Annotated in this window: 22 protein-coding genes and 1 pseudogene; 10 read left to right on the top strand and 13 right to left on the bottom strand. The window is 67.6% G+C overall.

Annotated elements, in window-relative coordinates:
• Window positions 1–37: 37 nt before the first annotated feature.
• Window positions 38–652 carry a cutinase family protein gene (locus A5701_RS14315; protein WP_231972826.1) on the top strand — a complete coding sequence of 205 codons (615 nt, stop codon included), beginning with the start codon at window positions 38–40 and terminating at the stop codon, window positions 650–652.
• Here the strand turns inward: A5701_RS14315 and truA are convergent.
• The 8 genes from truA to infA form a co-directional block, all read right to left on the bottom strand.
• Complete coding sequence (gene truA / locus A5701_RS14310; protein WP_082954899.1) at window positions 649–1,509, bottom strand: tRNA pseudouridine(38-40) synthase TruA; 861 nt, start codon at window positions 1,507–1,509, stop codon at window positions 649–651. The two genes, A5701_RS14315 and truA, sit on opposite strands and share 4 nt — an antisense overlap.
• Window positions 1,496–2,143: a 50S ribosomal protein L17 gene (gene rplQ / locus A5701_RS14305; RefSeq protein ID WP_067754429.1), complete on the bottom strand. Its 648-nt coding sequence runs from the start codon at window positions 2,141–2,143 to the stop codon at window positions 1,496–1,498. The genes truA and rplQ overlap by 14 nt, the downstream gene beginning before the upstream one ends.
• A gap of 116 nt (window positions 2,144–2,259) precedes the next feature.
• On the bottom strand, window positions 2,260–3,303 hold the full coding sequence (locus A5701_RS14300; protein ID WP_055403402.1) for a DNA-directed RNA polymerase subunit alpha: 1,044 nt from the start codon (window positions 3,301–3,303) through the stop codon (window positions 2,260–2,262).
• Window positions 3,304–3,378: 75 nt separating this feature from the next.
• Window positions 3,379–3,984, bottom strand: coding sequence for a 30S ribosomal protein S4 (gene rpsD, locus A5701_RS14295; RefSeq protein WP_067273257.1), 606 nt, complete (start codon window positions 3,982–3,984; stop codon window positions 3,379–3,381).
• A 9-nt stretch (window positions 3,985–3,993) separates the two neighbouring features.
• The gene (rpsK, locus tag A5701_RS14290; RefSeq protein ID WP_046182344.1) at window positions 3,994–4,410 is read right to left on the bottom strand and encodes a 30S ribosomal protein S11; all 417 of its coding nucleotides are present in this window, start codon (window positions 4,408–4,410) and stop codon (window positions 3,994–3,996) included.
• 6 nt (window positions 4,411–4,416) lie between these two features.
• Window positions 4,417–4,791: a 30S ribosomal protein S13 gene (gene rpsM, locus A5701_RS14285; protein ID WP_007167900.1), complete on the bottom strand. Its 375-nt coding sequence runs from the start codon at window positions 4,789–4,791 to the stop codon at window positions 4,417–4,419.
• Window positions 4,792–4,999: 208 nt separating this feature from the next.
• A complete protein-coding gene (gene rpmJ / locus A5701_RS27515) occupies window positions 5,000–5,113 on the bottom strand; it encodes a 50S ribosomal protein L36 (RefSeq protein ID WP_003879483.1) in 114 nt (37 codons plus the stop codon).
• A gap of 40 nt (window positions 5,114–5,153) precedes the next feature.
• Window positions 5,154–5,375: a translation initiation factor IF-1 gene (gene infA, locus A5701_RS14280; protein ID WP_003418601.1), complete on the bottom strand. Its 222-nt coding sequence runs from the start codon at window positions 5,373–5,375 to the stop codon at window positions 5,154–5,156.
• 252 nt (window positions 5,376–5,627) lie between these two features.
• Between infA and A5701_RS14275 the strand changes: the two genes are divergently transcribed.
• The 9 genes and pseudogenes from A5701_RS14275 to A5701_RS14240 all read left to right on the top strand — a co-directional run bounded on the left by A5701_RS14275 (window position 5,628) and on the right by A5701_RS14240 (window position 14,797).
• Window positions 5,628–7,313 (top strand): FAD-dependent oxidoreductase, encoded by a 1,686-nt coding sequence (locus A5701_RS14275; protein WP_067754425.1) that lies wholly within the window; start codon window positions 5,628–5,630, stop codon window positions 7,311–7,313.
• Window positions 7,310–7,669 (top strand): annotated as a pseudogene (locus A5701_RS29335) (cyclic nucleotide-binding domain-containing protein); the annotation flags it as partial. The gene A5701_RS14275 and the pseudogene A5701_RS29335, both read left to right, overlap by 4 nt.
• Before the next feature lie 537 nt (window positions 7,670–8,206).
• A complete protein-coding gene (locus A5701_RS29330; protein WP_369807421.1) occupies window positions 8,207–8,803 on the top strand; it encodes a sensor histidine kinase in 597 nt (198 codons plus the stop codon).
• A gap of 29 nt (window positions 8,804–8,832) precedes the next feature.
• The gene (locus A5701_RS14265) at window positions 8,833–9,675 is read left to right on the top strand and encodes an LLM class F420-dependent oxidoreductase (RefSeq protein ID WP_067754415.1); all 843 of its coding nucleotides are present in this window, start codon (window positions 8,833–8,835) and stop codon (window positions 9,673–9,675) included.
• 51 nt (window positions 9,676–9,726) lie between these two features.
• Window positions 9,727–10,575: an LLM class F420-dependent oxidoreductase gene (locus A5701_RS14260; protein ID WP_067754412.1), complete on the top strand. Its 849-nt coding sequence runs from the start codon at window positions 9,727–9,729 to the stop codon at window positions 10,573–10,575.
• 26 nt (window positions 10,576–10,601) lie between these two features.
• The gene (gene rfbB, locus A5701_RS14255; RefSeq protein ID WP_067754409.1) at window positions 10,602–11,597 is read left to right on the top strand and encodes a dTDP-glucose 4,6-dehydratase; all 996 of its coding nucleotides are present in this window, start codon (window positions 10,602–10,604) and stop codon (window positions 11,595–11,597) included.
• 1 nt (window position 11,598) lies between these two features.
• Complete coding sequence (rfbC, locus tag A5701_RS14250; protein ID WP_067754406.1) at window positions 11,599–12,207, top strand: dTDP-4-dehydrorhamnose 3,5-epimerase; 609 nt, start codon at window positions 11,599–11,601, stop codon at window positions 12,205–12,207.
• Between the two features lie 230 nt (window positions 12,208–12,437).
• Window positions 12,438–13,574, top strand: coding sequence for an acyltransferase (locus tag A5701_RS14245; RefSeq protein WP_067754403.1), 1,137 nt, complete (start codon window positions 12,438–12,440; stop codon window positions 13,572–13,574).
• A 98-nt stretch (window positions 13,575–13,672) separates the two neighbouring features.
• Entirely contained in the window at window positions 13,673–14,797 is a 1,125-nt protein-coding gene (locus A5701_RS14240; RefSeq protein ID WP_067754400.1) for an acyltransferase, read from the top strand.
• Here the strand turns inward: A5701_RS14240 and A5701_RS14235 are convergent.
• The 5 genes from A5701_RS14235 to A5701_RS14215 are packed head-to-tail and all read right to left on the bottom strand — an operon-like array spanning window position 14,754 to window position 17,729.
• The gene (locus A5701_RS14235) at window positions 14,754–15,146 is read right to left on the bottom strand and encodes a hypothetical protein (protein ID WP_067754397.1); all 393 of its coding nucleotides are present in this window, start codon (window positions 15,144–15,146) and stop codon (window positions 14,754–14,756) included. The two genes, A5701_RS14240 and A5701_RS14235, sit on opposite strands and share 44 nt — an antisense overlap.
• Window positions 15,143–16,051: a metallophosphoesterase gene (locus A5701_RS14230; protein WP_067754595.1), complete on the bottom strand. Its 909-nt coding sequence runs from the start codon at window positions 16,049–16,051 to the stop codon at window positions 15,143–15,145. The genes A5701_RS14235 and A5701_RS14230 overlap by 4 nt, the downstream gene beginning before the upstream one ends.
• 8 nt (window positions 16,052–16,059) lie before the next feature.
• Complete coding sequence (locus tag A5701_RS14225; RefSeq protein WP_067754394.1) at window positions 16,060–16,458, bottom strand: cupredoxin family copper-binding protein; 399 nt, start codon at window positions 16,456–16,458, stop codon at window positions 16,060–16,062.
• Window positions 16,459–16,482: 24 nt separating this feature from the next.
• Complete coding sequence (locus tag A5701_RS14220; protein ID WP_067754391.1) at window positions 16,483–17,184, bottom strand: Rieske (2Fe-2S) protein; 702 nt, start codon at window positions 17,182–17,184, stop codon at window positions 16,483–16,485.
• Entirely contained in the window at window positions 17,181–17,729 is a 549-nt protein-coding gene (locus A5701_RS14215) for an RNA polymerase sigma factor (protein ID WP_067754388.1), read from the bottom strand. The genes A5701_RS14220 and A5701_RS14215 overlap by 4 nt, the downstream gene beginning before the upstream one ends.

Genomic DNA, 17,729 nt, shown 5'->3' with positions numbered 1-17,729 from the left:
CCCCTAACATCGTGGGGTGCGGCTCATTCCACTGACAATGGGCGCCGGGCTGCTCGCGGGCGCCGCGATAGTGGTTGCTCCCCAACTGCTTCCGCAGGCCTTCGCCTCGTGCCCCGGCGTTGAGGTGGTGTTTGCCCGCGGCACCGACGAGCCGCCCGGCGTCGGCAAGGTCGGCGCCGCCTTCGTCAACGCGCTGCGCCAGCAGACTTCCAAAAGCGTTGGCTCCTATGGGGTGAACTACCCGGCCAACAAGGACTTCCTCGCCGCGGCCGACGGGGCCAACGACGCCAGCAACCACATCCAGCAGATGGCCGGTAACTGCCCCAACACCAAGCTGGTGCTCGGCGGATACTCGCAAGGCGCGGCCGTCATCGACATCGTCACGGCCGCACCGCTACCCGGCCTCGGCTTCCGTCAGCCGCTGCCGGCCGCGGCCGCCGACCATGTGGCCGCCGTCGCCCTGTTCGGCAACCCGTCCGCCCGGGCGGGTCAGCTGATGAGCGCCCTCACCCCGGAATTCGACGGCAAGACCATCGACCTGTGCAACCCGGGCGACCCGATCTGCTCGCCCGGAACCCGCTGGGCGTCCCATCTGAGCTATGTGCCCGGATTGACCAACCAGGCCGCGAATTTCGTCGCGAAGAAGGTTTAGCGCGTGCGCAGGTCCCGGGTGATCAGGTTGCGCGCTTCGAGCTGATCGTCGGGCGGATAGTCGACGCTCACCAGCGTCAGACCGTGCGGCGGCGCGGCCGCGAAATCACTGGATCGGCTTGTGGCGCTGAGCAATTCGCGGCACCAGGACACCGGCCGCCGGTGCTCGCCCACGGCCAGCAGCGCCCCGACCAGCGAGCGCACCATCGACCAGCAGAACGCGTCGGCGGTCACCTGCGCGGTGATCAGGTCGCCGTCGCGTGACCACTGAAGGCGCTGCAGGTCGCGAATGGTGGTGGCGTTGGGCCGGTGCCGGCAGAACCCGGCGAAGTCGTGCAGGCCCACCAGCTCTCGGGAGGCGGCGGCCATCGCGTCGACGTCCAGCGGCCGCGGCCAAGCGGTGACGTAGCGGGCCAGCTGCGGCTGCACCCCGTAGGGCGCGGTCGACAGCCGATACGCATAATGGCGCCGCAGCGCCGAGAACCGGGCGTCGAAACCCCCAGGGGCGCGCCTGATGTCGAGCACCCGCACGTCCGTGGGCAAGAACCGGCCGAGCCGGCGCACCAGCGGCCGGAACTCCGGCTCGCCGACGTGCGGCGAGCGCGGGTAGGCGTTGGGCAGCGCGTCCAGCGGCACGTCGAGGTGGGCCACCTGCCCGGTGGCGTGCACGCCGGTGTCCGTGCGGCCGGCGGCGCGCAGCCGTACCGGGGTGCGGAACAGGGTGGTCAGCGCCTCGTCGAGCACTCCCGCCACGGTGCGCTGGCCGGCCTGAGCCGCCCAGCCCGCGAATTCCGTTCCGTCATAGGCGATGTCGAGCCGCAGACGGACCTGAGAATCCGAGTCGTTAACTCTCGTCAGCCTCGTCGGCCTCTTCGGCCTTCTCGGCCTCGGCCCGCGCCTCGATGGCCTCGTCGTGCTTTTCCTCGGCCTTGGCCTGGGCCTCCGTGGATTCCCCGGTTTCCGAAGGCTCTGAAGCTTCCGAAGTACCGGCCGGCTCGGTCACCTCTTCGGCCGTCGGCCCGACGGCCTCCTCAGGCTCGACCGCCGCCTGAGGCGCCGCCGCTGCCGCCACGGGCGCATCAGCCTTCTTGGGCGTCTTCGCCCGGCGCGCCCGCTCGGCCTCCGACGTCACCGTCTTCTCCAGCACCAGCTGGATCACCGCCATCGGGGCGTTGTCGCCCTTGCGCGGCTCGACCTTGATGATGCGGGTGTAGCCGCCGTTGCGGTCGGCGAAGAACGGCCCGATCTCGTCGAACAGCTTGTGCACCACGTCCTTGTCGCGGATCTTCTTCATCACCTCGCGACGGTTGTGCAGCGTGCCCTTCTTCGCGTGCGTGATCAGCTTCTCGGCGTACGGACGCAGCGCGCGCGCCTTCGGCTCGGTCGTCTTGATCTGGTTGTGCTCGAACAGCGACGTGGCCAGGTTGGCCAGCAGCGCCTTCTGGTGCGAAGACGACCCGCCGAGGCGAGGACCCTTGGTGGGCTTGGGCATTGCACTATCTCCTAAGTGGGGCCGGCCCCCGTATCAGGTAGGGCCGGGACGGACTTCTCTAGTTGTGTCCGGTTCCTCGGCGGCCGCTGCACGGCCGCATCGTCACCGGACGGCCATTACAGCTGTTCGGTTTCCGCGTAGTCCTGGTCGTCGTAGGCGCCCTCGGTGGACCAGGTGCCCGTGGCCACGTCGTAGCCGGCGACCTGCGACGGGTCGAAGCTCGGCGGGCTGTCCTTGAGCGACAGGCCCAGCTGGTGCAGCTTGACCTTCACCTCGTCGATGGACTTCTGGCCGAAGTTGCGGATGTCGAGCAGGTCGGACTCGGTGCGGCTGACCAGCTCGCCGACGGTGTGCACGCCCTCGCGCTTGAGGCAGTTGTAGGACCGCACGGTGAGGTCCAGGTCGTCGATCGGCAGCGCGAACGACGCGATGTGGTCGGCCTCGGCGGGCGACGGCCCGATCTCGATGCCCTCGGCCTCGACGTTGAGTTCGCGTGCCAGGCCGAACAATTCGACCAGGGTCTTACCGGCCGACGCCAGCGCGTCGCGCGGGGTGATCGAGCTCTTGGTCTCGACGTCCAGGATCAGCTTGTCGAAGTCGGTGCGCTGCTCGACACGGGTCGCGTCGACCTTGTAGGTCACCTTGAGCACCGGCGAGTAGATGGAATCGACCGGGATGCGGCCGATTTCGGCCCCGGAGGCCCGGTTCTGCACCGCCGGGACGTAGCCACGGCCACGCTCGACGACGAGCTCGACCTCGAGCTTGCCCTTGTCGTTCAGGGTCGCGATGTGCATGTCGGGGTTGTGCACCGTGACGCCGGCGGGCGGCACGATGTCGCCCGCGGTGACCGCGCCCGGGCCCTGCTTGCGCAGGTACATGGTGACCGGCTCGTCCTCCTCCGAGGACACCACCAGGCCCTTGAGGTTCAGGATGATCGCGGTGACGTCTTCCTTCACCCCGGCGACGGTGGTGAACTCGTGCAGCACGCCGTCGATGCGGATGCTGGTGACGGCCGCGCCGGGAATCGACGACAGCAGCGTGCGCCGCAGCGAATTGCCCAGGGTGTAACCGAATCCGGGCTCCAGGGGCTCGATCACGAACTGCGAGCGGTTGTCGGTGAGGACTTCCTCCGACAGGGTGGGTCGCTGAGAGATCAGCATGGTGTTTCTTCTTCTCCTTCTCGGCACCCGCTATTTGATGCCGTTAGGTTTCCGCACCGGTCGGTGCGGAAGCTCTTACTTCGAGTAGAACTCGACGATCAGCTGCTCGGCGAGCGGCACGTCGATCTGAGCCCGCTCGGGCAGCTGGTGAATCAGGATGCGCTGGCGCTCGCCGACCACCTGCAGCCAGCTCGGGATCGGGCGGTCGCCCGCCGTCTCCCGCGCGATCTGGAACGGCACCGTGTTCAGCGAGCCGTCCCGCACGTCGATGATGTCGTACTGCGACACCCGGTAGCTGGGCACGTTGACGTGCACGCCGTTGACGCTGAAGTGGCCGTGGCTGACCAGCTGGCGGGCCATCCGGCGCGTGCGGGCCAGCCCCGCGCGGTACACGACGTTGTCCAGCCGGCTTTCCAGGATCTTGAGCAGCTCCTCACCCGTCTTGCCGGGCTGCCGGGTGGCCTCTTCGTAGTAGCGGCGGAACTGCTTCTCCATCACGCCGTAGGTGAAGCGGGCCTTCTGCTTCTCCTGCAGCTGCTGCAGGTATTCGCTCTCCTTGATCCGCGCGCGGCCGTGCTGGCCGGGCGGGTAGGGGCGCTTCTCGAACGCCTGGTCGCCACCGACGAGGTCGGTGCGCAGCCGGCGCGACTTGCGGGTGATGGGTCCGGTGTAACGAGCCATGATTGTGTCCTAGACCCTTCTGCGCTTCGGCGGACGGCAGCCGTTGTGGGGCTGGGGGGTGACGTCGGAGATCGCGCCGACCTCGAGGCCCGCGGCCTGCAGCGAACGGATCGCCGTCTCCCGGCCCGAGCCCGGGCCCTTCACGAACACGTCGACCTTGCGCACACCGTGCTCCTGCGCCTTGCGCGCCGCGTTCTCGGCGGCCAGCTGAGCGGCGAACGGGGTCGATTTCCGCGAGCCCTTGAAGCCGACGTGGCCCGACGACGCCCAGGCGATGACGTTGCCCTGGGGGTCGGTGATGCTCACGATCGTGTTGTTGAACGTGCTCTTGATGTGCGCGGCACCGTGCGGGATGTTCTTCTTTTCCCGCTTGCGGGTCTTCTGCCCCTTCTTGGGGGCAGACGCTGCCTTCTTGGCTGGTGGCATGGGCGATTACCTGGCCTTCTTCTTGCCGGCGATGGTGCGCTTCGGGCCCTTGCGGGTGCGCGCATTGGTCTTGGTCCGCTGGCCGCGCACCGGCAGGCCGCGGCGGTGCCGCAGGCCCTGGTAGCAGCCGATCTCGATCTTGCGGCGAATGTCGGCCTGCACCTCGCGGCGCAGGTCACCCTCAACCTTGAGGTTCGCTTCGATGTAGTCACGCAAGTGGGTCAGCTGGTCATCGGTCAGGTCCCTGGTGCGCAGGTCCTTGTCGATCCCAGTAGCTGCCAGGATCTCGTTCGACCGGGTACGGCCGACGCCGAAAATGTAGGTCAGCGCGATCTCCATCCGCTTGTCGCGCGGCAGATCGACGCCTACTAATCGAGCCATAGGTGGCGTTTCCTCTTTTTCTAAGCGGAGGTCTGATCCCAGTTCGTTCCCGTCTTGAGACGGGGCCCGGCCTCCGTCCGGGCGTGGATGAGCGACGTACTCGCTCAGTGGTGCTGGGAGGTCTGCATTCAGTTGTGTTGGGCAGAGCCGGCCTTGATGGCTGCGACCCGCATCGCCCGGCTACGCCGCGCTTGCGATCGCCGCCGGATCAGCCCTGGCGCTGCTTGTGGCGCGGATCGGAGCAGATCACCATGACCCGCCCATGCCGACGGATCACCCTGCACTTGTCACAGATTGGCTTGACGCTCGGGTTCACCTTCACGGCTGTTCGATCCTGTTCTTTCTCGTTGTCTTATTCGGGCTTACTTGTACCGGTACACGATGCGGCCCCGGGACAGGTCGTAGGGAGACAGCTCCACCACCACCCGGTCCTCGGGCAGGATGCGGATGTAGTGCTGCCGCATCTTGCCGCTGATGTGGGCGAGCACTTTGTGACCGTTCTCCAGCTCAATGCGGAACATCGCATTGGGCAGGGGCTCGACCACGCGGCCCTCGACCTCTATGGCACCGTCCTTCTTGGCCATAACTTTTCAGCAATCCTCGTCTTTGGTTTCGTATCCTGTGTGCGCCCTTACCGGCGCAGCATTCGCCCGACTAGAAACGTGAGCCGGTTACAGGAAATTCCTCAGACAGGGCACGCAAAAAGTCGGCGCGGATGACGCACCGTTGTCCCACGATACCCGGTCAGGCCCCTTCACCCAAAATCGCCGGCAGCGAAATCCGCCCGGCCTCCTCGACCTGCCGCGAGGGCCCTGACGAGGGCATACTTAACTCCGATGACGAGCCCCGCGAGTCCCGCCGAACCCTCCGCCCAGCCTCGCAAGCCGGTGTTGCTGACCGTCGATGACGATCCCTCCGTCTCGCGCGCGGTCGCCCGTGACCTTCGCCGCCAATACGGCGACCGGCACCGGGTCGTGCGCGCCGAGTCCGGTCCCGACGCCTTGGAGACGCTCAAGGAGCTCAAGCTGCGCGGCGAGACCGTGGCGGTGCTCATCGCCGACTACCGGATGCCGCAGATGAGCGGCATCGAGTTCCTCGAGCAGGCGATGGACCTGTACCCCGCCGCGCGCCGCGTGCTGCTGACCGCGTACGCCGACACCCACGCCGCCATCGACGCGATCAACGTCGTCGACCTCGACCACTACCTGCTCAAGCCGTGGGACCCGCCGCAGGAGAAGTTCTACCCGGTGATCGACGGCCTGCTGGATGCCTGGCGGTCGGCCCCCGAACACCCGATCCCGCACACCAAGGTGATCGGGCACCGCTGGTCGGAGCGGTCCTGGCAGGTGCGCGACTTCCTGGCCCGCAACGGGCTGCACTACTCGTGGTTCATGGCCGACGATCCCGACGGCGAGCGGCTGCTCAAGGCCGCCGGCGAGGACGGCCTGCGGCTGCCCGTCGTCGTCACCGAACGCGGCGACACCCTGGTCGAACCCACCGACGCCCAGCTGGCCGACACCCTGGGCCTGACCACCACGCCATCGCAGGAGTTCTACGACCTGATCGTCATCGGCGGCGGGCCCGCGGGCCTGGCCGCCGCCGTCTACGGCGCCTCGGAGGGGTTGCGCACGGTGCTGATCGAGCGCACCGCGACGGGCGGGCAGGCGGGCCAGAGTTCACGCATCGAGAACTACCTCGGCTTCCCCGACGGCGTGTCGGGCGGCCAGTTGGCGGAGCGCGCCCGTCGGCAGGCCGAGAAGTTCGGGGCCGAGCTGATCACCGCCCGCTCCGCCACGGCGCTGGAGGTCAACGGTCCCAAGCGCACCGTGCGGTTCGCCGACGGCGGCTCGATCGACGCGCACGCGGTCATCCTGGCCACCGGCGTCACCTACCGCGAGCACCAGGCCGAGGGCTGCGGCGAGCTGACCGGCAAGGGCGTCTACTACGGGGCGGCCGTCTCGATCGCCTCGGAGTGCGCGGGCGAGGAGGTCTACGTCGTCGGTGGGGCCAACTCCGCCGGCCAGGCCGCGATGTACCTGTCCCGCGAGGCGAAGTCGGTGACCATCGTGGTGCGCGGCCCGTCGCTGGACGCGTCGATGTCCTACTACCTCATTCAGCAGATCCAGCGGCGGCCCAACATCACCGTCCGCACCTGCACCGAGGTGCGGCGCGCCGTCGGCGAGGACCACCTGGAGCGGCTGACCCTGGTCGACAACCAGACCGGGGAGACCGAGGACGTCACCTGCGCCCGGATGTTCATCTTCATCGGCGCCGCGCCGCGCACCGAATGGCTGGACGGGGTGCTCGCGCGCGACGACCACGGCTTCGTCCTCACCGGCCCGGACCTGCGCAACGTGTGCGGGTGGACGCTCGACCGCCCGCCGCATCACCTGGAGACCAGCGTGCCGGGCGTATTCGCCACCGGCGACGTGCGGGCCGAATCCGCCAAGCGCGTCGCGGCCGCGGTCGGCGAGGGATCGATGGCCGTCATGCTGGTGCACCGCTACCTGGCCGAGTCATGACGGCCAAGACACCCTGCCAGCCCGACGAGCTGCGCAGCCTGTTCCTGTTCGAGGCGCTCACCGACGAGCAGCTCGCGGTGCTGTGCGCAGCTGGGCACATCGAGAACTACGAACCGGGCCCCATCTGCGTCGAAGGCGAGCCGGCGACCTGCTTCTACGTCCTGATCCAGGGCGAGTTGACGATGTCCAAGCTCTCGGGCGGCCAGGACATCGAAACCAACCGCACCTCGCAGCGCGGCGTCTACTGCGGCGCCTGGCGGGCGTTCACCGGCGGCAAGCAGAAGAGCTACGACGCCTCGGTGCACGTGACCAAGCCGTCGCGGTTCTTCGTCATGGACGCACCCGTGTTCGCCCAGTTCATGAAGGACCAGTTCCCGATGGCCGTCCACCTGCTCGACGGCATCGCCGTCGGCACCGACCGGACCCGGCGGATCATCGACAACCGGGAGAAGCTGCTCGCGCTGGGCCGGCTGTCGGCCGGGCTGACCCACCAGCTGAACAACCCCGCGGCGGCCATCGCCCGCGCGGCCGCCGATCTGCGCGGCCGGGTCGCCGGCATGCGGGGCAAGCTGGCCATGCTCGCCGACGGCACCGTCAGCCCCGAGGCACTCAGCGCCCTGGTCCACCTCCAGCAAGGGGTGGCCGAGCAGGTCGCCAAGTCGGCGACGGAACACCTGAGCGCGATGGAAACCGCCGACCGCGAGGACGCCGTCGGCGACTGGCTGGAAGAGCACGGCGTCGAGGGCGGCTGGGACATCGCGCCGACGTTCGTCGAGGGCGGCATCGACACCGACTGGCTGGAGCGGATTTCCACGGTCAGCGAAGAACTCGCGTCGACATCGCTGGAGGAGGCGATCGGCTGGATCAACTACACCATCGAGAGCGAGCTGCTGATGAACCAGATTTTGGAAGCGAGCAAGCGGATTTCGGCGTTGGTCGCCGACGCCAAGCAGTATTCGCAGCTGGACCGCGCCCCGTTCCAGGTGGCCAACATCCACGAATTGCTGCGCTCCACACTGGTGATGTTCGCCGACCGGTTGACCAAGGACGGAAGCAAGGGCACCAAAGCGATCACCCTGGTGAAGGATTTCGACCAGTCGCTTCCCGAAATTCCCTGCTACCCAGGTGATCTCAACCAGGTGTGGACCAACATCATCGACAACGCCATCGCCGCGATGCGCGACACGGGCGGCACGCTGACCGTCCGCACCTGCCGGGAGGGCGAGAACATGGTTCGCGTCGAGATCTGCGACACCGGGCCCGGGGTGCCCGAGGAAGCCCGCGAGCACATCTTCGAGCCGTTCTTCACCACCAAGCCGTTCGGCGAGGGCACCGGCCTCGGGCTGGACCTGGCGTTCAACATCGTCGTCAAGAAGCATCGCGGGGACCTGCGCGTCGAATCGGTGCCCGGCGACACCCGGTTCATCGTGCTGCTACCGCTGGAAGTCCCGCCGGTCGCGGACCCGGAGCCGGTCGAATCGGTGGAATAGGGCCGCCGCCGCGCCGGTTGGGAACAACCATGACCGATGCAGCGAGCAAGCCCAACCTCGGCCGGTTCGGATCGTTCGGACGCGGCGTCACGCCTGAACAAGCCAAAGACATCGAAGCCCTGGGCTACGGGGCCGTCTGGGTGGGCGGCTCTCCCCCCGCCGAGCTGGCCTGGGTGGAGCCCATCCTCGAAGCGACGACCACCCTGCAGGTGGCCACCGGCATCGTCAACATCTGGACGGCCGCGGCCAAGCCGGTGGCCGAGTCATTCCACCGCATCGACAAGGCCTACCCCGGCCGCTTCCTGTTGGGCATCGGCGTCGGCCATCCCGAGGCGCACGCGGAGTACCGCAAGCCCTACGACGCGCTGGCCGAGTACCTGCAACAACTCGACGACTACGGCGTGCCCGCCCACCGCCGCGTGGTGGCCGCGCTCGGACCCCGGGTACTCAAGCTGTCCGCGGAGCGCGCCGCCGGGGCGCACCCGTACCTCACCACCCCCGAACACACCGCGCAGGCGCGCGAGCTGATCGGCCCGTCGGCGTTCCTGGCGCCCGAACACAAAGCCGTGCTGACCACCGACGTCGAGAAGGCCCGCACGGTGGGCCGCAGGGCGCTCGACATCTATTTCCAACTGGCCAACTACCGCAACAACTGGAAACGGCTCGGTTTCACCGACGAGGAAGTCATCAAGCCGGGCAGCGACCGCCTGATCGACTCGTTGGTCGCCTACGGCACGCCGGAGGCGATCGCGGCCCGATTGAAAGAGCACCTCGACGCGGGGGCCGACCACGTGCCGGTGCAGGTCCTGACGAAGGATGAAAACCTGGTGCCGGCGTTGGCCGAATTGGCGGGGCCGCTCGGACTGAGCTGACAGACGCGGGAGGGGACGTAGACGACCGAGGCAGTAGCACTCAAACCCGACCTGGGCCGGTTCGGCGTCTGGCTGCCCAGCCGATCCATCACCGCAGAACTGGCGGCGCGGATCGAGTCACTCGGCTACGGCGCCGCCTGGATCGGTGGTTCGCCGGACGCCGAGCTGTCGTGGGTGGAACCGGCCCTGGCGCAGACCTCCTCGCTGCAGCTGGCCACCGGGATCATCAACATCTGGACGGCGCAGGCCGCGGCCGTCGCCCGGTCCTTCCAGCGCATCGAAAAGGCTTATCCCGGAAGGTTTTTGCTCGGGGTCGGCGTCGGGCATCCCGAGCACACCCAGGAGTACGTCAAGCCGTACGACGCGCTGGCCTCCTACCTCGACGAGCTCGACGCCGCGATGGTGCCCACCAGCCGCCGCGTGCTCGCCGCGCTCGGGCCGCGCGTGCTGCGGCTGGCGGCCCAGCGCAGCGCCGGCGCGCACCCGTATCTGACCACACCGGAACACACGGCCAAGGCCCGCGAACTGGTTGGCAAGTCCGTGTTCCTCGCGCCCGAACACAAGGTGGTGCTGACTACCCCGGACCAAGAAGGGGCGGAGGCAGCCCGCGCCATCGGGCGCAGGTATGCCGACTTCTACCTGGACCTGAGTAACTACGTGAACAACTGGCTGCGGCTCGGGTTCACCGAAGCCGACGTCCGCAAGCCGGGCAGCAACCGGCTGATCGACGCGGTGGTCGCGTATGGCACGCCGGAGGCCATCGCGCAGCGACTCCGCGAACACTGCGACGCCGGAGCCGACCACGTGGCCATCCAGGTGCTGGACAGCCAGGACGACGACGCGCTCGTTTCGGCGCTGAGCGAACTGGCCGGGCCGCTGGGGCTGACTGCCGCAAGCTGACCCGTCCGCTCGGTTAGGGTTTGACCATGCGGTTACTGGTCACCGGCGGCGCGGGGTTCATCGGCGCGAACTTCGTGCACAGCACCGTCCGCGAACACCCCGAGGACTCGGTGACGGTGCTCGACGCCCTGACCTACGCCGGGCGGCGGGAGTCGCTGGCCGACGTCGAGGACGCCATTCGGCTGGTCGTCGGGGACATCTGCGACACCGAGCTGGTCTCCGGGCTGGTCGCCGAGTCCGACGCGGTCGTGCACTTCGCCGCGGAAAGCCACGTGGACAACGCGCTGGACGACCCGGGCCCGTTCCTGCACACGAACGTGGTCGGCACGTTCACCATCCTGGAAGCCGTCCGGCGCCACGGCGTGCGGTTGCACCACATTTCGACCGACGAGGTCTACGGCGACCTCGAGCTCGACGACCCCAACCGGTTCACCGAATCGACGCCCTACAACCCGTCGAGCCCGTACTCGGCCACCAAGGCCGGAGCCGACATGCTGGTCCGGGCGTGGGTTCGCTCCTACGGCGTGCGCGCGACGATCTCGAACTGCTCCAACAACTACGGCCCGTATCAGCACGTCGAGAAGTTCATCCCGCGCCAGATCACCAACGTGCTCACCGGCCGGCGGCCCAAGCTGTACGGCAGCGGCGCCAACGTCCGCGACTGGATCCACGTCGACGACCACAACAGCGCCGTGCGGCGCATCCTGGAAAAGGGCGAAATCGGCCGCACCTACCTGATCAGCTCGGAGGGCGAACGCGACAACCTCAGCGTGCTGCGCACGCTGCTGAAGATGATGGGCCGCGAACCCGACGACTTCGACCACGTGACCGACCGCGTCGGCCACGACTTGCGCTACGCCATCGACCCGTCGATGCTCTACGACGAATTGTGCTGGGCGCCAAAGCATACCGACTTCGAGGAGGGCTTGAGCGCCACCATCGACTGGTATCGTGCGAACGAATCGTGGTGGCGCCCTCTGAAGGACGCCGCGGAAGCCCGTTATGAAGGACGTGGTCAATAAGATGAAGGTTCGCGAACTCGACATCCCCGGCACCTGGGAGATCACCCCCGCCCTTCATGGCGACTCCCGGGGCCTGCTCTTCGAGTGGCTCACCGACCACGACTTCACCGGCTTCGCCGGTCACCGCCTGGACGTCCGGCAGGCCAACTGTTCGGTGTCGTCCGCCGGCGTGCTACGTGGCCTGCACTTCGCCCAGGTTCCCCCGAGCCAGGCCAAATACGTGACCTGCGTGTCCGGCTCGGTGTTCGATGTGGTGGTCGACATCCGGGTGGGCTCACCCACATTCGGCCAGTGGGATTCGGTTCTGCTCGACGACCTGAATCACAAGACGATTTACATTTCGGAGGGCTTGGCGCACGGCTTCCTTGCGCTCCAAGACAATTCGACGGTGATGTACCTGTGCTCGGCCGAATACAACCCGCAGCGCGAACACACCATCTGCCCCACGGATCCGGCGTTGGCGATCGACTGGCCGCTGGTCAACGGCGCCGCCCCCAACCTGTCCGACCGCGACGCGGCTGCCCCGAGCTTCGAAGAGGTCCGCGCCTCGGGCCTGCTGCCCTCCTGGGAGGAGACGCAGCGGTTCATCAACGCCAAGCGCGACGGGTAACGGGGGCGGTCGCGGGCGACCCGGCCACCAAGACCGGGGATGAATTTTGTGGCGCGCGTGCGGATCGCGTTTGCACACCTGACGCCGAGCGCCGTTATGGCTCACCGGATATGGGGCAGTGGCGGTTTTGCCACCGAGAAATCCCTCAGGTAGCGTGAATTCGCCCGCTTTGGCGATCTGTGACGATATGACGACACCGCAGCGCCCTACGCGGACGACTGGGGAGGCGGATGAAACTCGGGCAGGTATTCGATCCGCGCAATAACGCACTCAATGCGTGGCGCTTGGCGCTGGCCGCCGAAGTGATCTTCTGGCACACGTTGTCCGTAAGGAATCACCTCCCGTCGTCCCGGGCGGTGCTGCAACTGCTCCTTTGCATAGGGGTGGATGGGTTCTTCGGCATTTCCGGATTCCTGATCACCGCGAGTTGGCTGAGCAACCCGAAGCTACGCGAATATCTCGCCGCTCGGGCTCTTCGCATCCTGCCCGGCTTTTACGTTTGCCTGCTGGTGACCGCCTTCGTGATTGCTCCTACCAGCGTGGCGATTCAAGGCGGGTCGCCCGCCAAACTCATATCGTCGGGCGCGCCGCTGGAATACGTTCTGAAGAACAGCGCCGTGGCGCTGGTCAAATTCGATGTCGGTGGCACACCGCGCGACATTCCCAACGCGGGGATGTGGAACGGTTCGCTGTGGTCCCTCATTTGGGAAATCATGTGCTACCTAGTCGTCGCGGGTATCGGGGTAGTCGGCCTTGCGAAGTACCGGTGGGTATCCCTGGCAATCCTCTTGCCGGCGACGGTCGGGGCCGCAATGCTGCCGCCGTTGAGATTTCCCGACGTACTTCATCAACATGAGGGCGGCGGCGACGTCCGCACCGCCCTGCTCTTCTTGATTTGCCGGTCCGCAATCATGTTCGCGGCCGGGGCGTTCCTTTACCAGTGGCGCGACGTGATTCCCGCGCGATGGTGGCTCGTCGGGGTGAGCGTCGCCATCGTCATAGCGGCCGGTTCGCTACCCGACTACCGGGTCGTCGCCGCCGTCCCGCTGGCCTATGCCGTCATCGTCTCCGGCTCCCTGATCCACAACGAGCGCTTGAGGCTGCGTACGGATCTGTCTTACGGGACTTATATCTACGCCTACCCGGTTCAGCAGTTGCTCACCGTCATGGGACTTCTCCGTTTGGCCCCGCTCCTCTTCACCCTCGTCGTGGCAGCGGCGACGTTGCCCCTGGCCGTGGCGAGCTGGTTTCTCATCGAAAGGCCCGCCAGGTCTCTCAAATACCGTCTGAAGCGGAAGTCGGTGACCCCGGTCCCCGACGGAGCGGGCGACGACCGGCGCACCCGAGAGGCACCGGATACCGCCTAGCCGTGGGTGCGAGCAGTCCGGGAGATACGGGCTTCACAGAAGTTCATAGAGTGTCTTATGATTCCGCGGGCAGCTCGGGGGCTACGACAGGAAGACGCGTGACACTCGGGCAGCAATTCGATCCGCGCAACAATGCACTCAACGCGTGGCGGCTGGTGCTGGCGATTTCGGTGATACTAGGCCACTCCTTCACCCTGACCGGACATCATCTGCCGGCCGGGATGGTTGGACATCTCTTGGGCGCCGGAGGGGTCGACGGCTTCTTCGCGGTCTCGGGATTCCTGATCACCGCGAGCTGGCTTCGGCACCCCCACATCCGGGACTATCTCGTGGCCCGCGCCCTGCGCATCCTCCCCGGGTTCTACGTCTGCCTGGTCGTCACCGCATTCGTCGTCGCCCCGATCGGCGTTCACATCCAGGGCGGCTCGGCGATGAAATTGCTACTGTCCTCGGCGCCCTTCGACTACGTCCTGATGAACAGCGCGGTGGCCACCCTCAAGGTCGATGTCGGCGGAACGCCGACCGGGATCCCGTATCCGGGCACGTGGAACAGTTCGCTGTGGACACTCATGTTCGAGCTTGCCTGCTATCTGGCCGTGGCGGCCATCGGCGTCGCCGGCCTCGCCAGCCGCCGGTGGGTCTCCCCCGCGATCTTGGTAGTGGCGGTGGCGGCCGAGGTGTTATCGCCGCCCATGGCAATCGGCCAGCCGATGGCTTCCCAGTTCGCCGCCGCGAGCGCGCGCTTCGCCGTCATGTTCGCGGCCGGAGCCTTGCTCTACCAATGGCGGGACAAGATCCCCGCCCGGTGGTCGCTTGTGTGGGTGTGCGTGGTCGTCGTCGCCCTGGGCGGCACGCTACTTCCGCATCATCGGCTGCTTGGTGGCATCCCCCTTGCCTACGCGATCATCGCGTCCGGCGCGCTACTGCAGAGCAAACGACTGAGGCTCCGTACGGATCTCTCCTACGGCGTGTACATCTACGGCTTCCCGGTTCAGCAGTTGCTGATGATCTCGTGGGTTGGCGTCCCGACTCCGATTGTGCACGCGGGCGTCGCGACGATAGCCACACTGCCGCTAGCCGCTCTGAGCTGGTTTCTGGTCGAGAAGCCCGCGATGTCGCTGAAGGCCCAACTGTTGACCAAGTGGAAGGCGGAAGAGGAAGCCGCCGACATGGTGGATCTCATCCTTGAGGAACCGACTGACGAGGTTGCCGATCCCGCCTAGTCGCCAGTTCCCCCGCCCACAGCAGCACCGTCAACGCCTCCGCGGTCACCGTAATCGCGGCATACGGCGCGGGTTCCCAACCTCGCTCGACAAACCCCTGCAGCCCAACGGTCCTCGACAGCGCGAACGCGACCAGCGAGCCGCCCGCCACGGCGGCCGCGGCCCACCGCAGCCATTCGGGACCGCCAAGGAGGATCAGCAGGGCGAGGGCGAACGAGGCGCTGGCCTGAACCAGAAACGCGGCGCCGATGTCCGGGATGTGGCGATAGCCATGGACATACAGGTAGGCGTGGCCGGCGGCGCTGACGGCCAGTGACACGGCCAGGCCGAGGCGAATCAGCAGAGTCATTGCAGGGCCTGCTCTTTCAACGCCAGGACGGTCTCACCCTTGGTGTAGCTCACCTCGCGGATGCCGAGCGCGTCGCGGAGCTTGCCCGCGGGCAGGGTGACCGGCTTGGGCGCGGGCCCGTCGCCGGGCTTCGGCAGCGGATACGCGGTCGTGGTCCCGCTGTAGAACGTCACCTTGCCCTCCGTCTTGGAAAAGAGTTGGTGCACATGCCCGTTCAGGCAGGTGACCGACGAGAACCGGCGCAGGTAGGACAGCGCCTGGGTCGCGTCGTCGGTGCCCCAGCCCCAGTTCGGGTACATCGCGAACAACGGGATGTGGCTGAACACGATGACGGGGGTGTCGCTCGACAGCCGCGCGACGTCCTTCTCGACGAACTCCAGCTGGTCGGTCCCCAGGTGCCCGAGTTTGTGCAGGTTCAACGTGTTGACCAGTGCGATCACGTGGACGCCCGCGGTGTCGAAGCTGTACCAGCCGTCACCGGCGGATCCGGCGCCGAAGGCGCTGCGGTACTTCTGGCCCGCGTCGTCGACGGAGTCGTGCTCCCCCGGAACGGTGAACACGTGCGGCGTCTTCAAGGCGGTCATCATCTGCTTAACCTGGTCGAACTGCTCGGGGCTGGACAGGTGCGTGAGGTCACCGGTATGCACCACGAAATCCGGTGTGTAGCCGAGGTTGTTGACCTGGTCGATGGCGTGGCCGAATGTGCCGGCGACGTCCGGGTTGGGTGCCCCGGTGAAGCCGATGTGGCTGTCGCTGATCTGCGCGAACCGCAGGGCGGGCCGGGCGTGGGTGTGCTCGGTGGCGGCCGCGCCGGCGACGTGCGAAATGACCTCGCCGCCAACCACGGAGAACCCGACCGCCGCGCCGAACCAAGCCGTGTGTCGCATCAGCTGGCGGCGACTCATGTTCGGGTTCACCGGGTCACCACCACGGTCCCGTGCATCATCGGGTGGATCGAGCACACGTAGTCGAAAGTGCCCGGGTCGGTGAAGGTGTGGGTGAATGTGGCACCGGTCCCCATCCCGGGCGAGTGGAACGACCCGTCGCTCGCGGCCACGGTGTGGGGCTCTTCGTCGCGGTTGGTCCACGTGACCGTGGTGCCCGCGGTGACGGTCAGCGTCGCGGGCGCGAATGCGAAACCGTCGATGTTGACCTGGTTGCCGGTCGCCGGCGCCGCCGGTGCGGTGACGGACGTGGAACCCATGGACACGCCGGGACTGGAGCCGGCGGCCGGCCGCGAAGCCGAGCAACCCGCCAGCACCGCGGCGACGGCCAGCGCGGCCGCCGAAAGTTTTGTAAGCGTCATGCCCATAGATAGGGCGACGCGTTACACCACTCAGGCGGGCTGGTCGGGACGCGGGGGCGCGAACACCTCGATGACGCCGTCGGCCTCGCGAACCAACAACGGCGGCAACGGCTTCGGGGCGATCGGCAACTGATGGGTGAGCACCTGCCCGGTCGGCGAGAAGGACGTCGAGTGACAGGGGCAGCGCAGCGTGTCGTCGGGGGCGTCGAACCACAACCGGCACCCCTGATGGGTGCACACGCCGGAGACGGCCTGGGGTTTGCCGTCGACACGGCGCACGAATCCGCTGACCGAACCCAGGTCGAACGGGTGCATGACCCCGTCGGTCACCTGCGAGCTGGCCGCCACGCGCTGCCACGTCCCGGCGTTGGGCGTGAGCGGCGCGTTGTCGGCGGCCGGGACACCACCGGTTTCACCGGTGACCAGCGCGCGGTCGATGGACACCGCGGTGACCGCGGCGGCCGCCGCGGCGGACGTCCCGACGATGACCTGGCGGCGGGTGCTGCTGTGTTTGGGCGCCGCTTCTCCGCGGCCGTCGGACATCTGTTCGGCGATGCGGCGATGCAGATCGTCGAGGAACTCCGGGCGCGGCGCGTCGCCCCTGCGCCCGGCCGCGCGCAGTTCGATCGCCGTGCGCAGCTGCGCCGCCTCGAAGTCGTCGGGGGCGAACGGCCTGGGCCGGCGGCCCCGCAACAGGTCGTCGACGTATCGGCGTAACCCGCGGGCGTTCATGGTGCGCCCCCCTCGCTCACCTGTGCCGCCAGCCGCAGCGCGCGATGCTGTAGCACCTTGGCGTTGGCGACGCTGACCCCCAGCTCCGCGGCGGAGTCCTTGATCGAATGACCCTGCAGGAAGCGCAGTTCCAGGATGTGCCGGTAACGGTCCGGAAGGTTGTCCAGGACCCGGGCGACACGCTGCGGCGCCGTGCTGATCGCCTCCTCGCTTTCCGGTGGCTGTTCGATGTCGTCGATCGAGGTTATCTCCCGGCCCAGCGTCTCCCGCCAGTGCGCGGCCAGCACCGTTCGCGCGGTGACCCGCAGGTACGCGCGCACCTCGCCGACGCTCGCGGTCAGCCGGAGCGGCCGCAGCGCCGCCAGGAAGACCTCGGCGGTGAGGTCCTCGGCGTCGGCCCGGTTGCCGACACGCGCGAACAGCGTGCGATACACCCAGGACGCGTTGTCCTGGTACACCGCTTCCCAATCGGGATAGCCATCGTCAATGCCGCTGTCGGGCACCGCCCGCAGCGGCCGTTTGACGGGTTCGTTTCCTGCCGCCAC

The organism is Mycobacterium sp. E3305 (assembly GCF_001666785.1).
Lineage (GTDB): Bacteria > Actinomycetota > Actinomycetes > Mycobacteriales > Mycobacteriaceae > Mycobacterium.
This window is presented reverse-complemented; position numbering and strand designations above follow the sequence as displayed.